This window comes from Pseudomonas sp. KH_024_B2 (assembly GCF_057839965.1).
This window is the reverse complement of record NZ_CM174502.1, coordinates 542,759-557,881: the sequence shown is the minus strand read 5'-3', so window position 1 is coordinate 557,881 and position 15,123 is coordinate 542,759. Positions and strand designations below refer to the sequence as shown.

Here is a 15,123-nt window from a genome sequence, read left to right as displayed (position 1 = left end):
TGCCATCCGGACAAGTCAGGCGCTTTCTTCGGTTACTTGAGGCAGTACAGCACCAAAACCACGCAATGCCCGCTTTAGTGTGCGAAGGGGTGCACGTAAATGTGGCGGGCTGTGGACAGATGCACGAGAAGGTTGAGGCAGGGGCTGCCGAAACGTTTTTTGGAGGCTGGGGTGGTGAATCTACACAGGTCGCTGCAAGGGCGGGATGGGTGGTTACTTTCTTAACAAACAGGTTGTCGACCCGCTATAACGCAAAACGCCAGCCCGAGGGCTGGCGTTTTATTGGCTGACTCTGCGCTTAACGCGGAACCACCGGCTTGCGCGCAGGCTTTGGTCCTTTGCCTTTGGCCGCGTCCTTGCGCTCCTTGGCCGCCTGCTGGTTACGCGCGAAGGCTGCCGCTTTGGCTTGTTCGCGCTTGTCCCACGGGTTGCCGCCATCGCTGGCACGCGGTGGCAGACCGGTGTGCTGGGTGAGGATTTTGGTGGTCGTGTCCTTGGCCACTTTATGGCTGCCGGCCGGCGTCGAGTTCTTGCGACGGGCGCTCTGGTAGCTGTCGGTCGCTGGCTGGTACAGCGGGATCAGCTGGTTCTTGCCCGGCCCGATCAGATCGGCACGGCCCATGCGGGTCAGGGCTTCACGCAGCATCGGCCAGCCTTTCGGATCGTGGTAACGCAAGAACGCCTTGTGCAGACGGCGCTGCTCTTCGCTCTTGACGATGGTCACGCTGTCGCTCTTGTAGGTGACCTTGCGCAGCGGGTTCTTGCCCGAGTGGTACATGGCGGTGGCGGTGGCCATCGGCGACGGGTAGAACGCCTGCACCTGATCGGCACGGAAACCGTTGCCCTTGAGCCACAGGGCCAGGTTCATCATGTCTTCGTCGGTGGTGCCCGGGTGCGCGGCAATGAAGTACGGAATCAGGTACTGCTCTTTCCCGGCTTCCTTGGTGTACTTCTCGAACATGCGCTTGAACTTGTCATAGCTGCCGATGCCCGGTTTCATCATCTGGTTGAGCGGACCTTCCTCGGTGTGTTCCGGGGCGATCTTCAGGTAACCACCGACGTGGTGAGTCACCAGCTCCTTGACGTACTCCGGCGACTCGACCGCGAGGTCGTAACGCAGGCCGGAGGCAATCAGGATCTTCTTCACACCCGGAAGCGCACGGGCACTGCGATAGAGCTGGATCAGCGACGAGTGGTCGGTGTTCAGGTTCGGGCAAATGCCGGGGAACACGCACGAAGGCTTGCGGCACGCGGATTCGATTTCCGGGGTTTTGCAGGCGATGCGGTACATGTTCGCAGTCGGGCCGCCGAGGTCGGAAATGACACCGGTAAAGCCTGGGACTTTGTCGCGAATCTCTTCGATCTCACGAATGATCGACTCTTCGGAGCGGTTCTGGATGATCCGGCCTTCGTGCTCGGTGATCGAGCAGAAGGTGCAGCCACCGAAGCAGCCGCGCATGATGTTCACCGAGAAGCGGATCATGTCGTATGCAGGAATCTTTTCCTTGCCGTACGCCGGGTGCGGTACCCGTGCGTAAGGCATGCCGAACACGTAGTCCATTTCTTCGGTAGTCATCGGGATCGGTGGCGGGTTGAACCAGACGTCCACCTCGCCATGCTTCTGCACCAGCGCACGGGCGTTGCCCGGGTTGGTTTCCAGGTGCAGCACGCGGTTGGCGTGGGCGTAAAGAACGGCGTCGCCACGGACTTTCTCTACCGATGGCAGACGAATCACGGTCTTGTCGCGGGTCATCTTAGGGCTGGCCAGTATCTGCACGACCTTGGCTTCGCTCGGGTCTTCAACCGGGCCCTTTTCCTGCTCGATCGCGCAAGCCTGGGTGTCTTGGGTGTTCACGTACGGGTTGATGATCTTGTCGACCTTGCCCGGACGGTCGATTCGCGTGGAGTCGACCTCGTACCAGCCCTGCGGCGTATCGCGACGAATGAACGCGGTGCCGCGAACATCGGTGATGTCTTCGATCTTGTGGCCGTAGGACAGACGCTGGGCGACTTCGACGATCGCTCGCTCGGCGTTGCCGTAGAGCAGGATGTCGGCGCAGGCGTCGATCAGGATCGAGTTGCGCACCCGGTCCTGCCAGTAATCGTAGTGGGCGATACGGCGCAGCGAAGCTTCGATGCCACCGAGAACGATCGGCACGTTCTTGTAGGCTTCCTTACAGCGCTGGCTGTAGACCAGGCTCGCACGATCCGGACGTTTGCCAGCCATACCACCGGGGGTGTAGGCGTCATCGGAACGGATTTTCTTGTCGGCGGTGTAACGGTTGATCATCGAGTCCATGTTGCCGGCCGCGACGCCGAAGAACAGGTTCGGCTCGCCAAGCTTCATGAAGTCGTCTTTGGACTGCCAGTCAGGCTGCGCGATGATGCCGACGCGAAAGCCTTGGGACTCCAGCAAGCGGCCGATGATCGCCATGCCGAACGATGGGTGATCGACGTAGGCATCACCGGTGACGATGATAATGTCGCAGGAATCCCAGCCAAGCTGATCCATCTCCTCCCTGCTCATCGGCAGGAACGGCGCCGGTCCGAAACATTCGGCCCAGTACTTGGGATAGTCAAATAACGGCTTGGCTGCTTGCATGTCGATGACCGGTGTTGGTGTAGATAAGGACGCGTTTATTCACTGAGAATTTCGCGGTCGCGGAATATAGCACAAAAACTGACCAATTCCGACGATAGTGGTCGGCTTTTGCCATCAAGCCTTTCCCGGCCGGCTCGTCATATTTTCGTCAGCCATAAGTCACCACAGTGTGATTCTTCAAGAAAAAACACCGACCCAGGACACGATTCTGGCCCTGCCTCCCCCCTGCCCCCGGGATCGAATGCAGCCTTTGCAAGAAGGCACTTGCGATTCGCCCGGGATTCGCTCGCTCATCCTCGACCAGAGTCTGACCATGGAGATTGCGCAGGGTAACGAAAGAACGACAAGTTGAAGATCAAGCGTTGGCTTTAGAAATAAGTTGTTAATTAATTGGGGCATGACTGGGTTGCAAGGAAGAAATCAATTTGAAAAGGTAGAACAGGCCGAGACTCGGTTTTATATGCATTAATCACAGGAGCAACAAATGTTCAGGAAAAGTTTTTTAACGATTTGTTTAGTATCTTTTTCACTCTACAACAATGCCATGGCTCAATCACCCGACCCTTTGCATATAGTGGGTAACTATAAGTGTACGGGTTACGACAGCCATGAAGGCCATTTTGAAGGCGACCTGACATTCACTCTTGACGAGAAAGCCAGCAATTTCGCCCAAAGCTTTGGTGCCTACCAATTCAAGCTTCGCGTTGATCTCAGCGGAACACCTGCCACCTATACCGGCTTTGCGGCAGCACAAGGTCAATTGCTAGCAATGTATTTTGCCAATGACAGCCAGCAAGCCCCTACTGATATCGGGGTTGGCATGGCATCCATTACCCATGATCAAGACATCAATGGAAAATACACCACCACCTTGCACAAATCTTATTATGCACCGTACTACCAGCGCGATGCCAAAGATGGTCGTGGTGCCGGTGGGCGCGGGACAGAAACTTGCGTTAAAACAGTAGACGGTTAAGACATGCGTGTCGGCAGCGACTGCAATTAACTACTCGTCGTCAAAGTTGTAACTACCCGGCGCGAGGTTTTCGAAACGGGTGTACTTACCGATGAACGCCAGGCGAGTGGTACCGATCGGGCCGTTACGCTGTTTGCCGATGATGATCTCGGCGATGCCTTTGTGCTCGGTTTCCGGGTGATACACCTCGTCCCGGTACACGAACATGATGACGTCGGCATCCTGCTCGATCGCTCCGGATTCCCGCAAGTCGGAGTTGATCGGGCGCTTGTTCGGGCGCTGCTCCAGGGAACGGTTGAGCTGCGACAGCGCCACCACCGGGCAGTTGAATTCCTTGGCCAGGGCTTTCAACGAGCGGGAAATCTCGGAAATCTCGTTGGTCCGGTTATCGCCGCCGGAGCCCGGGATCTGCATCAATTGCAGGTAGTCGATCATGATCAGGCCAACCTCGCCATGCTCACGCACCAGTCGACGCGTACGTGCACGCATCTCCGAGGGGCTGATGCCGGCGGTGTCATCGATGAACAGCTTGCGATCGTTGAGCAGGTTGACTGCCGACGTCAGACGCGGCCAGTCATCGTCTTCCAGGCGACCGGCGCGGACCTTGGTCTGGTCAATCCGGCCCAGAGACGAAAGCATACGCATGATCAGCGATTCGCCTGGCATCTCCAGCGAGTAGACCAATACCGCCTTCTCGCTGCGCAGTACGGCGTTCTCCACCAGGTTCATGGCGAAGGTGGTCTTGCCCATGGACGGACGGCCGGCGACGATGATCAAGTCGGAAGGTTGCAGACCGCTGGTCATCCCGTCGAGGTCGGTGTAACCGGTGGACAGGCCAGTAATGGCGTTGTCGGTGTTGAACAAGGTGTCGATACGATCGATGGCCTTGGTCAACAGGTCGTTAACACTGACCGGACCGCCGGTTTTCGGTCGGGCTTCGGCGATCTGGAAGATCTGCCGTTCGGCTTCGTCGAGGATCTCGGCGGCGGAGCGGCCTTCCGGGTTGAAAGCGCTGTCGGCGATTTCGGTGCTGATGCCGATCAGTTGCCGCAAAGTCGCCCGTTCGCGAACGATCTGCGCATAGGCCTTGATGTTGGCGACCGACGGCGTGTTTTTTGCCAGTTCGCCCAGGTAACCGAGACCGCCGACTTGCGAAGTCTGACCTTCCTTGTCCAGTTGCTCGGACAGGGTCACGACGTCGATCGGCGAGTTCTGATCGGCCAGTTTGGCGATGGCGCGGAAGATCAGGCGGTGGTCATGTCGATAGAAATCGCCGTCGGAGACTTGATCGAGCACGCGTTCCCAAGCGTTGTTGTCCAGCATCAGACCACCGAGCACGGCCTGTTCGGCCTCGATGGAATGCGGCGGCACCTTCAGGGCAGCGGTTTGCAGATCGTATTGCTCAGGAGCGGAGATATCGTTCATGGCCACTTGAAATAAGGAAAGGTTTTACAACCAGAGAAAATCAGGATCAGCAGAAAGACAAAGGGCACGACCTGTAAACAGGATCGTGCCCGATGTTACCGGCAAGCACCCGAGGGTGCCAGCCGACAAGTGCTGCTTAAGCTGCTACCACGACAACGCGTACGGTGGCTTCAACTTCAGCGTGCAGGTGCACGGCTACGTCGAATTCGCCTACGTTGCGGATGGTGCCGTTCGGCAGACGAACTTCGCTTTTTGCAACTTCAACGCCAGAGGCGGTCAGTGCATCAGCGATGTCGTGGGTGCCGATCGAACCGAACAGCTTGCCTTCGTCACCGGCGGTGGCAGTGATAGTCACTTCCAGCTCAGCCAGTTGGGCAGCGCGAGTTTCGGCAGAAGCTTTTTTGTCTGCAGCCAGTTTTTCCAGCTCAGCACGACGCTCTTCGAACGCAGCCAGGTTGGCAGCGGTCGCAGCGGTAGCTTTGCCGAAAGGCAGCAGGTAGTTACGGCCGTAACCGGCCTTAACATTTACCTTATCGCCCAGGTTGCCCAGGTTGGCGATTTTTTCCAGAAGGATCAGTTGCATGTGAAAATCCTCTAACTTTTAACCTTCACCGTTCGCGTTATCGGCGTCTTTCGGCGCCAAACGACCGCGAAAATCAATCAGGCTGTCGACAATGGCCAACACCACGAGTAACGGATAGATCAGTTGCATAAACAGCAACAGCGTTACGTACAACCCCACCAGCCAGAATCGGGCCAGTCGCTTTTCAGCCACCAGCCCGTGAATCAGGGCCAGCCCGGCGAACACCAGCGGTACGCTGCACAACGGCGTCAACATCGCCATCTGAGAACCGAAATTCGGCCCCACAAGCATGCACGCCAGCAGCAACATCGCCGGCCCCAGCGGGATTCGGATGGCGCGAAACTCGCGACCAAAACCACCGGGGTTGTACAACAACGCCTGCCAGTAGCGCCCAAGAATCAGGCTCAGCACACTGACGATCTGCAACAAGGCCGCAATCAGGCCGGTCAGGATCGGTGCAATCAGTGACGTCAGACGCGCTCGCTCTTCTACCGAAAACTGCTGGTAGAGATCTCCAAGCGCCAGCGGCAGGATTTTTACCAACTCCTGCGCCAGGCTTTCGATCTGAGGGCGGAAAGCCGCACCCAACACCACTGAAAACACCAACCCCATCGCTATGCTGACCAGCAGCACGCGGTTCCAGGACTCACTTGCGCGCAAAACCAACGCAAGGGCCGACGAGCCGAGCAACACCATAAGTGCGCGTGGATCATCGGAATAAAGCCACCAGACCAATGCCAGTAGCAATCCCGGAGCAAGAACGCCAAGGGCGTCCTTCAATCCGCGCCGCAGGAGCACGAAGCTTCCCGCGGCAGCACCCAACCAATACAACAACGGCAATGCTGCACATCCGGCCACTACCAGAGTGGCCTGCACACGACCGCGCATGATGAACTCAGCTAAGGCGCGCATGCATTCAATCCCTTACTACGTGTCGACTGCCCGGTCTCAGCGGCCGTGGCTGTCGGTGTAGGCCAGCAGGGCCAGGAAGCGGGCGCGCTTGATAGCGGTGGCCAGCTGACGCTGATAACGAGCTTTGGTACCGGTGATGCGGCTTGGAACGATTTTGCCGGTCTCGGATACATAAGCTTTCAGGGTGTTGAGATCTTTGTAATCGATCTCTTTCACGTCTTCAGCGGTGAAGCGGCAGAATTTACGACGACGGAAGAAACGTGCCATGTAATTGGCTCCTCAAAAGGTCCGTGGATTACTCGTCAGCGTTATCGCTGGCGTCGCTGTCATCACCATCAACGCCATCGGCGCTGTCGGAGTGCTCAGGACGGTCGCGACGCTCACGGCGCTCACTGCGGTTTTCTTCAGCCTTGAGCATCTCGGATTGGCCGGTAACGGCTTCTTCGCGACGGATGACCAGGTTACGGATCACTGCATCGTTGTAGCGGAAGTTGTCTTCCAGCTCGGCCAGGGCCTTGCCGGTGCATTCAACGTTCAGCATCACGTAGTGAGCCTTGTGAACATTGTTGATTGCGTAGGCCAGTTGACGACGGCCCCAATCTTCCAGACGGTGGATTTTGCCGCCGTCTTCTTCGATCAGCTTGGTGTAACGCTCTACCATGCCGCCGACTTGCTCGCTTTGATCCGGGTGGACCAAAAAGATGATTTCGTAATGACGCATGAATGCTCCTTACGGGTTGTAGCCTGCCGCTCAAAAGCGGTCAGACAAGGAGTGAATGACACTGTGGACTTGCTTGCGATAGACACATGCGTGCCTGCCGTCACAGCAAGGGGCGCAATTGTAGAGAAGGGACAGAAGAGGTGCAAGGCAATTGGTGATTATTTGAACAGTTCGTTCATGCCACAATTTGTTGCTTCACCAAAAACCAATGTGGGAGCGAGCTTGCTCGCGATGAGGGCGCAACATTCAACATTGATGCTGAATGTTACTCCGCTATCGCGAGCAAGCTCGCTCCCACATTTGGATCGCCGTACGGCTTAAGACTTCTTGACGGTCGCTGCGGCTTTAACGCCGCGCTGGCGCAGCGCTTCGAACAGGCAGACACCGGTCGCCACGGAAACGTTGAGACTGCTGACGCTACCGGCCATTGGCAGGCGCACCAGATAGTCGCAAAGATCGCGAGTCAGGCGACGCATCCCGCTACCCTCCGCGCCCATGATCAGGATGGTCGGGCCAGTCAGGTCCTGCTGATACAGATCCTGCTCAGCCTCGCCCGCCGTACCGACGACCCACAAGCCACGCTGCTTGAGCTTTTCCAGGGTGCGCGCCAGGTTGGTTACGGCGACCAGCGGAATCACTTCCGCCGCGCCACAGGCGACCTTTCGTACAGTCGGGGTCAGGGTGGCTGACTTGTCCTTTGGCACGATCACCGCCAGCGCGCCGGCCGCATCGGCCGAACGCAGGCAAGCGCCGAGGTTGTGCGGATCGGTCACGCCATCGAGCACCAGCAGCAACGGTGCGCCTTCGGTGCGATCGAGCAATTCGTCGAGCATCGCCTCACCCCAGACCTGGCTCGGACTCACGTCCGCCACCACGCCCTGGTGCACGCCTTCGACCCAGGCATCCAGCTCGCGACGCTCGGCGTTGCCGACGGCCACGCGATTTTCGTTCGCCAGCTCGATCAGCGTCTGAACCCGCGGATCACTGCGACCTTCAGCCAACCAGATCTGCTTGACCCGCTTTGGGTGATGACGCAACAACGCTTCGACAGCATGCACGCCGTAGATTTTTTCCAACTGACTCATGGCTTGGCCTTAGGTTTACGCACTCCGCCGCTTTTCGCGGCTGGAGCCGAGCCCGCTTTCGGCGGGCCTTTACGGTGTTTACTCGGCTTGGCTGGCTTGCCCGTCGAACTGGCTGGCCCCGACCTTCCGGACTTTCCCTCAGACGCCGCTTTACCGCCGCTCTTCGCTTCGTTCAGCAACGCCTGCTTCATTTCACGACTTTTGCGCAGCTCGGCGTTTTTCGCCGCGGCATCGCTCGGGCGATAAGCTTCGCCGGATTTTTTATCCGCCGCAGTCCGCCGTCCGGTTTTCGCCGTTGCCGGCTCAGGAACAGGTTTCGCCGCAGGCACATCGACACCCGACGTACGCTTCTTGCGACCGATCGGCGCGCTGATGGTTTTTTCGGCCATCTCGAAGTCGATCTTGCGTTCGTCCAGGTCAACCCGCATGACCCGCACTTCCACGGTGTCACCCAAGCGGAAGCTGCGACCGGTACGCTCACCGGCCAGGCGATGGTGCACAGGATCGAAGTGGTAGTAATCACCCGGCAAGGCAGTGACGTGCACCAGACCCTCGACGTAGATGTCCGTCAGCTCAACGAACAGACCAAAACCTGTCACGGCGGTGATCACACCCGGGAACGACTCGCCCACGCGGTCTTTCATGAACTCGCACTTGAGCCAGTTCACAACGTCACGAGTGGCTTCGTCGGCACGTCGCTCGCTCATCGAGCATTGCTCGCCGAGCTGCTCCAGCGCCGCTTCGTCGTACGGATAGATACGCGCTTTCGGGATGGTCATCGCACCGGCACGCTTGACGTGCGGGGTGTTCTGTTTGGAATGGATGACACTGCGAATCGCCCGGTGCGTAAGCAAATCCGGGTAACGGCGAATCGGCGAAGTGAAGTGGGTATAGGCTTCGTAATTCAGACCGAAGTGGCCCTGGTTATCGGCGCTATAAACCGCTTGGCTCAACGAGCGCAGCATGACGGTCTGGATCAGATGGAAATCCGGACGATCCTTGATACCGGCGAGCAGCGCCTGGTAATCCTTCGGCGACGGACCGTCCTTGCCTTTATGCAGCGACAGACCGAGCTCACCCAGGAACGCGCGAAGCTTTTCCAGACGCTCCGGCGGCGGACCATCGTGGACCCGATACAGCGCAGGGATTTCATGCTTTTTCAGGAATTCAGCAGTGGCCACGTTGGCCGCCAGCATGCACTCCTCGATCAGCTTGTGCGCATCGTTACGAACGGTCGGAGTGATTTCAGCAATTTTGCGCCCGGAACCGAAGATGATTCGGGTCTCCTGGGTTTCAAAGTCGATCGCACCACGGACATGCCGCGCACCCAGCAACACTTTGTACAGCGCGTACAACTGCTTGAGGTGCGGCACGACATCCGAGTATTCGCCACGCAGCTGTTTGGCTTCGCTGGTTTTCGGCTGCTCGAGGATCGTGCTGACCTTGTTGTAGGTCAGGCGCGCCTGAGAGTGGATCACCGCTTCGTAGAACTGGTAATCGGTCATCTCGCCGGTTTTCGAGATGGTCATCTCGCACACCATGGCCAGACGGTCGACTTTCGGGTTCAGCGAGCACAGGCCGTTGGACAACTGCTCAGGCAGCATCGGCACCACGCGCTCGGGGAAATACACCGAGTTACCGCGTACCTGGGACTCGTTATCCAGTGCCGAACCGATTTTCACGTAGCTGGAAACGTCGGCGATGGCCACGTACAACTTCCAGCCACCGGAGAACAGACGCAGCTTGCCCGGCTTGACTTCGCAATAGACCGCATCGTCGAAGTCGCGCGCATCTTCACCGTCGATGGTGACGAACGGCAGATGGCGCAAGTCGATGCGCTTCTCTTTGTCTTTCTCTTCGACTTCCGGCTTGAGCTTGGCGGCTTCTTTGAGCACCGCTTCCGGCCAGACGTGAGGAATGTCGTAAGTACGCAGGGCGACATCGATTTCCATGCCCGGCGCCATGTAGTTACCCACGACCTCGACCACGTCGCCTTGCGGCTGGAAGCGTGGCGTCGGCCAGTGAGTGATCTTCACTTCGACGAACTGACCGACTTTGGCGCCGGCATTGCGCCCCGGCGTGACCAGCACTTCTTGCTGGATCTTCGGGTTATCCGCAACGACGAAGCCGATGCCGCCCTCTTCGAAGTAACGACCAACGATGCTTTCGTGAGCACGGGTCACCACTTCGACGATCATGCCTTCGCGGCGACCGCGACGATCCAGACCGGAAACCCGGGCCAGCGCACGGTCACCGTCGAACACCAGACGCATTTGCGCCGGGCTCATGAACAGGTCGTCACTGCCGTCGTCCGGAACCAGGAAGCCGAAACCGTCACGGTGGCCACTGATGCGACCAAGGATCAGGTCGAGTTTGTCCACCGGCGCATAAGTGCCGCGACGGGTATAGATGAGTTGAGCATCGCGCTCCATGGCGCGCAGGCGGCGACGCAGGGCTTCGAGCTGGTCTTCTGTGGTCAGACCAAACTCCTCCACCAACTGCTCGCGGTTAGCCGGCGAACCCCGATCAGCAAGATGCTTGAGGATCAGTTCGCGGCTAGGAATAGGGTTTTCATATTTTTCCGCTTCACGAGCGGCCTCGGGATCGAGGGACTGCCAATCGGCCATTAGAGAGTTTTCACCTTGTCTATATGCGGGTTAGTTTGGCATAGGCGTAATGAAACGGGAAATTTCAGGCTATGACAGCCCATCTAAAGCCCTTTATCGACACCGCAAAGCTGATTTGAATGCCTCTGGTGAAATTTTCCAGGTTTTTTTCATGACAGGGGTTTACAGTTAAAAAGACGCTCCGTATAGTGCGCGCCATCGACGACGCAGACGCGTTGCCGATACTGCCCAGATGGTGAAATTGGTAGACACGCCAGCTTCAGGTGCTGGTGACCGCAAGGTCGTGGAAGTTCGAGTCTTCTTCTGGGCACCAATTTAGAGTTGGAGATTACATGAATCTTCAGACTCTCACAAAAACCCGCGAAAGCGGGTTTTTGCATTCTAAGCGTCTGATTTATTAAAACCAAATCAGGGGTTTACAGATCAAAACGCTCTCCGTATAGTGCGCCACATCAACAGCGGCAACGCTGGAGATAAATGCCCAGATGGTGAAATTGGTAGACACGCCAGCTTCAGGTGCTGGTGACCGCAAGGTCGTGGAAGTTCGAGTCTTCTTCTGGGCACCAATTCAAACTCAAGAGCATCGTTCTTGAGTTTCACAAAAACCCGCGAAAGCGGGTTTTTGCGTTTCTGGCTTTGGGCTGCCGATCTATTTGCTGACGACGCGGATGTATTTGAGCCGCTGATAAAGCATTCGCGGGCAAGCCCGCTCCCACAAAGGCAACTGATACCTGTGGGAGCGGCGGTGCGACGATTCGACTTGCCCGCGAAGACGGCAGACCAGACAACGAAAAGCTTAAGCCCTGAACTGCCCCAGACTCGCTTTCAACTGCGCCGCCAGACCATCCAGCACTTTACCGCTGGCAGTTGTCTCCACCACCGCCTGAGCCGCCCGCTCTGCCTGGGCGTGGATGGTTTCCACCCTCCCGCGTACCGCCTGCGCGCCTTTTGCCTGATGAGCTGCCGCCTGGGTAGCCAGACCAATCGCTGCGTGCACCTGCTCAACCGATGACTGCACCGATTGCTGCAGCCGCGCGCTGTCACGCAACACCAGCAACCCCTCACTGGCCTGGCGCCCCGCCTGGCCAATCGCCGCTACCGCTTCGCGCGCACCTTGCTGCAAGGCGCCGATATGCGCCTGGATGTCGCCGGTGGAGCTTTGGGTTTTGCTCGCCAGCGCCCGCACTTCATCGGCCACCACCGCAAAGCCGCGCCCGGTTTCACCAGCACGCGCCGCTTCGATGGCCGCGTTGAGCGCCAGCAGGTTGGTCTGCTCGGCAATTCCGTGAATCACCGTCAGCACCACCTCGATCTGCTCGCTTTGTTGCGCCAGGCGCTCGATCACTTTGGCGCCGGTCTCCACTTGCCCGGCTAACGCTTCGATCAGACTGCCGACCTGAGCCGACGTACGCGTGTTCTCGTCGGTCGCCTGACGGATATCCACCACCTGCTTCAAAGCCGCCTGCATGGCATGACTTTCAGCCTGCGCCTCATCGGCCATCTGCGACAACGCGCGCAAGCTCTCTGCCACCTCGTCTCGCTGCGACGCTGCCGCCGCATCGGCACCGGCATTGCGCAGTGTCATGGCACCGATCTCTACCCCCGTACGCTGCGCCACATCGCCCGCTTCGCGCACAATCGGCTGCAGCTTATCCACAAAGCGATTGACCGCCGCGGCCATTTCGCCGATTTCGTCCTTGCTGTTGAGCTGGACGCGCTTGGTCAAATCGCCCTCGCCGGCCGCCAGGTCATTGAGCGCGGCGATCAACAGATGCAACCGGTTGACCACCCGACGCCCCAGCACCACCGCCAGCAACAGCAAGACACCGAACCCGACCAGCGCCAAGCCCATGCCGATCCGCCAGCGCAACGTTGCTGCGGCCTCCTGCACGGTACTGGTGGTGTTGCCCTTCATCTCGGCCGCGGTGGTTTGCGCCGACTGCAAGCGCGCACGCATGGCCGTGGCGCTATCAGCCGCCGCACCCTTGAGGCTATCGCCAACCAGCTGGTCGCCGCTGGCGATCAAGGCAGAGAAGCGCTTATCCAGAGCCGCCAGATCAGCCTCGACCGAAGCCGTGGAGACGCCCATCAAGACCTTGCCGATCTCCACTCCATTGGGATTGATCGAGGCTTCGAGGTAGTAGACCGAAGGATCGTTTTTCGCCGCATCCAGCACTTTATCCATCGCGCGCTCGCCCTGGCCTTTTTCCAGGAGGGCCTTGTTGATCGGGTTTTCCCGATTCATATAGCGAGTCAGGTGCTGGCCGGTGGCGTCGTCATACACCACGAACAGCACGTTGGGATTGCGCTGGGCACGCCGAGCGAATTCGGAAAGGGTCGGGACGTCGCTGTCCCACATCGCGCGCGGAGCCACAGAAGCAAGAAGTTGGGCCATGTCGTTGGCCGAGTCCTTCAAGCCCTTCTCCAACGTCGCACGAAGTTGCGCCTGCTCGTCCTTCAGTCGCGAGGACAGCCCTGCCGCGAGGCGCTGACGCGTACTGGCGGACAGGCTGTCGAGACTCGACGTGACTTCACGTCCCGCCTGTTCGAGTTCGCCAGAGAGTTTCTGACTATCGACACCCAGGCGATTACCGAGATCGGCTTCCAATGCGGTCACCGTACTCCGGGTCAGAGCAACAGCCACCAGCACTTGCACCAAAAGGGCGATACCAAGCGTAACGAACACCGGCCGCAGCAAACGGCTTTGTAACAGTGAGAGAACGGCCGACACAGGAAATCCCTCTACTTGAGCGCCATTAAATTGATGGCATCCTCGAAAGGGTAATCACAGCAAAGGTCGTGCCGCCCGACAGGCAGAAACGACAAAGGGCCCTATAAAGGGCCCTTTGTGTTTTACATCAACGACTTATTAAGCGAACGGATGACGCAGAACGATGGTTTCGTTGCGGTCCGGGCCCGTCGAAATAATGTCAATCGGTGCGCCGATCAGCTCTTCAACGCGCTTGATGTAAGCACGGGCGTTGGTCGGCAGCTCTTCCAGGGTTTTGGCACCCACGGTCGACTCGGTCCAGCCCGGCACTTCTTCGTACACAGGCTGCAGGCCCACGTAGCTGTCAGCGTCAGTCGGGGCAACGTCCTTGCCTTCCGCATCTTTGTAGCCGACGCAGATATTGATGGTTTCCAGACCGTCGAGTACGTCCAGCTTGGTCAGGCAGATGCCCGAGATGCTGTTCACATCGATAGCGCGACGCAGGATAACGGCATCGAACCAGCCGCAACGACGAGCACGGCCGGTGGTCGCACCGAACTCGTGACCTTGTTTGGCCAGGTGCGCACCAACTTCGTCGAACAGCTCAGTCGGGAATGGGCCCGAACCTACGCGAGTGGTGTAAGCCTTGGTGATGCCCAGGATGTAGTCCAGGAACATAGGACCAACACCAGAACCGGTAGCAACGCCACCAGCGGTGGTGTTGGAGCTGGTCACGTACGGGTAGGTACCGTGATCGATGTCCAGCAACGAACCTTGGGCACCTTCGAACATGATGTCTTTACCGGCGCGACGCAGGTCGTGCAGCTCGGCAGTCACGTCCAGCATCAGCGGCTTGAGCAGCTCAGCGTATTCTTTGCATTCAGCCAGGGTCTTTTCGAATTCGATGGCCGGCTCTTTGTAGTAACCCACCAGCATGAAGTTGTGGTAGTCCACCAGTTCACGCAGCTTGTCTTCAAAGCGCGGCATGTTGAGCAGGTCGCCAACACGCAGGCCACGACGTGCAACCTTGTCTTCGTACGCCGGGCCGATGCCGCGACCGGTGGTACCGATCTTCAGCTCGCCACGGGCCTTTTCACGGGCCTGGTCCAGCGCAACGTGGAAGGACAGGATCAGCGGGCAGGACGGGCTGATACGCAGGCGCTCGCGCACCGGTACGCCTTTCTCTTCCAGCTTGATGATTTCACGCAGCAAGGCGTCAGGTGCAACCACCACACCATTGCCGATCAGGCACTGCACGCCTTCGCGCAGCACGCCCGACGGGATCAGGTGCAAGACGGTTTTCTCGCCGTCGATCACCAGAGTGTGACCGGCGTTGTGGCCACCCTGATAGCGCACTACGGCGGCGGCATGTTCGGTCAGCAGATCAACGATCTTGCCTTTGCCCTCATCACCCCATTGGGTGCCCAGGACTACGACATTCTTACCCATAACACTTGTCCTCATTCGCGCAAACTTGGTGCC

The 15,123-nt window shown here is 58.4% G+C and carries 11 protein-coding genes and 2 tRNA genes; 3 read left to right on the top strand and 10 right to left on the bottom strand.

Translation table 11 applies throughout. The features are described 5' to 3' along the window. Positions 1-298: 298 nt before the first annotated feature. Positions 299-2,602 carry a YgiQ family radical SAM protein gene (locus AC3I0A_RS02585; RefSeq protein WP_489376089.1) on the bottom strand — a complete coding sequence of 768 codons (2,304 nt, stop codon included), beginning with the start codon at positions 2,600-2,602 and terminating at the stop codon, positions 299-301. Positions 2,603-3,086: 484 nt separating this feature from the next. Between AC3I0A_RS02585 and AC3I0A_RS02580 the strand changes: the two genes are divergently transcribed. Then, a complete protein-coding gene (locus tag AC3I0A_RS02580; protein ID WP_489376088.1) occupies positions 3,087-3,578 on the top strand; it encodes a hypothetical protein in 492 nt (163 codons plus the stop codon). Positions 3,579-3,608: 30 nt separating this feature from the next. On the opposite strand, the gene dnaB is transcribed toward AC3I0A_RS02580, so the two are convergent. From dnaB to rnr, 7 genes are all read right to left on the bottom strand, one after another. Continuing rightward, complete coding sequence (dnaB, locus tag AC3I0A_RS02575) at positions 3,609-5,003, bottom strand: replicative DNA helicase (protein ID WP_489376087.1); 1,395 nt, start codon at positions 5,001-5,003, stop codon at positions 3,609-3,611. 136 nt (positions 5,004-5,139) lie between these two features. Further along, complete coding sequence (gene rplI, locus AC3I0A_RS02570; RefSeq protein ID WP_419117026.1) at positions 5,140-5,586, bottom strand: 50S ribosomal protein L9; 447 nt, start codon at positions 5,584-5,586, stop codon at positions 5,140-5,142. An 18-nt stretch (positions 5,587-5,604) separates the two neighbouring features. Beyond that, positions 5,605-6,498 (bottom strand): hypothetical protein, encoded by an 894-nt coding sequence (locus tag AC3I0A_RS02565; protein ID WP_489376085.1) that lies wholly within the window; start codon positions 6,496-6,498, stop codon positions 5,605-5,607. Positions 6,499-6,534: 36 nt separating this feature from the next. Next, positions 6,535-6,765: a 30S ribosomal protein S18 gene (gene rpsR, locus AC3I0A_RS02560; RefSeq protein WP_002551829.1), complete on the bottom strand. Its 231-nt coding sequence runs from the start codon at positions 6,763-6,765 to the stop codon at positions 6,535-6,537. A gap of 28 nt (positions 6,766-6,793) precedes the next feature. Next, positions 6,794-7,219, bottom strand: a complete 426-nt coding sequence (rpsF, locus tag AC3I0A_RS02555) for a 30S ribosomal protein S6 (protein ID WP_075117604.1) — start codon at positions 7,217-7,219, stop codon at positions 6,794-6,796. A gap of 317 nt (positions 7,220-7,536) precedes the next feature. Next, a complete protein-coding gene (rlmB, locus tag AC3I0A_RS02550) occupies positions 7,537-8,304 on the bottom strand; it encodes a 23S rRNA (guanosine(2251)-2'-O)-methyltransferase RlmB (RefSeq protein WP_489376084.1) in 768 nt (255 codons plus the stop codon). Further along, positions 8,301-10,931 (bottom strand): ribonuclease R, encoded by a 2,631-nt coding sequence (rnr, locus tag AC3I0A_RS02545; protein WP_489376083.1) that lies wholly within the window; start codon positions 10,929-10,931, stop codon positions 8,301-8,303. The genes rlmB and rnr overlap by 4 nt, the downstream gene beginning before the upstream one ends. Positions 10,932-11,157: 226 nt before the next feature. On the opposite strand from rnr, the gene AC3I0A_RS02540 reads away from it, so the two are divergent. After that, positions 11,158-11,244 (top strand) — tRNA-Leu (locus AC3I0A_RS02540). 166 nt (positions 11,245-11,410) lie between these two features. Further along, positions 11,411-11,497: transfer RNA gene (locus AC3I0A_RS02535), tRNA-Leu, on the top strand. Positions 11,498-11,727: 230 nt separating this feature from the next. On the opposite strand, the gene AC3I0A_RS02530 is transcribed toward AC3I0A_RS02535, so the two are convergent. Both AC3I0A_RS02530 and AC3I0A_RS02525 read right to left on the bottom strand, forming a co-directional pair. Beyond that, the gene (locus AC3I0A_RS02530; RefSeq protein ID WP_489376082.1) at positions 11,728-13,662 is read right to left on the bottom strand and encodes a methyl-accepting chemotaxis protein; all 1,935 of its coding nucleotides are present in this window, start codon (positions 13,660-13,662) and stop codon (positions 11,728-11,730) included. Positions 13,663-13,800: 138 nt separating this feature from the next. Further along, a complete protein-coding gene (locus tag AC3I0A_RS02525) occupies positions 13,801-15,090 on the bottom strand; it encodes an adenylosuccinate synthase (RefSeq protein WP_489376081.1) in 1,290 nt (429 codons plus the stop codon). Between the last annotated feature and the right edge of the window lie 33 nt (positions 15,091-15,123).

Coding starts and splice junctions, on each gene's coding strand:
- AC3I0A_RS02565 (WP_489376085.1), bottom strand. CDS start 6,498: ATGCGCGCCTTAGCTGAGTTCATCATGCGCGGTCGTGTGCAGGCCACT.
- rlmB (WP_489376084.1), bottom strand. CDS start 8,304: ATGAGTCAGTTGGAAAAAATCTACGGCGTGCATGCTGTCGAAGCGTTG.
- AC3I0A_RS02525 (WP_489376081.1), bottom strand. CDS start 15,090: ATGGGTAAGAATGTCGTAGTCCTGGGCACCCAATGGGGTGATGAGGGC.
- rpsF (WP_075117604.1), bottom strand. CDS start 7,219: ATGCGTCATTACGAAATCATCTTTTTGGTCCACCCGGATCAAAGCGAG.
- AC3I0A_RS02580 (WP_489376088.1), top strand. CDS start 3,087: ATGTTCAGGAAAAGTTTTTTAACGATTTGTTTAGTATCTTTTTCACTC.
- rnr (WP_489376083.1), bottom strand. CDS start 10,931: ATGGCCGATTGGCAGTCCCTCGATCCCGAGGCCGCTCGTGAAGCGGAA.
- dnaB (WP_489376087.1), bottom strand. CDS start 5,003: ATGAACGATATCTCCGCTCCTGAGCAATACGATCTGCAAACCGCTGCC.
- AC3I0A_RS02585 (WP_489376089.1), bottom strand. CDS start 2,602: ATGCAAGCAGCCAAGCCGTTATTTGACTATCCCAAGTACTGGGCCGAA.
- rplI (WP_419117026.1), bottom strand. CDS start 5,586: ATGCAACTGATCCTTCTGGAAAAAATCGCCAACCTGGGCAACCTGGGC.
- rpsR (WP_002551829.1), bottom strand. CDS start 6,765: ATGGCACGTTTCTTCCGTCGTCGTAAATTCTGCCGCTTCACCGCTGAA.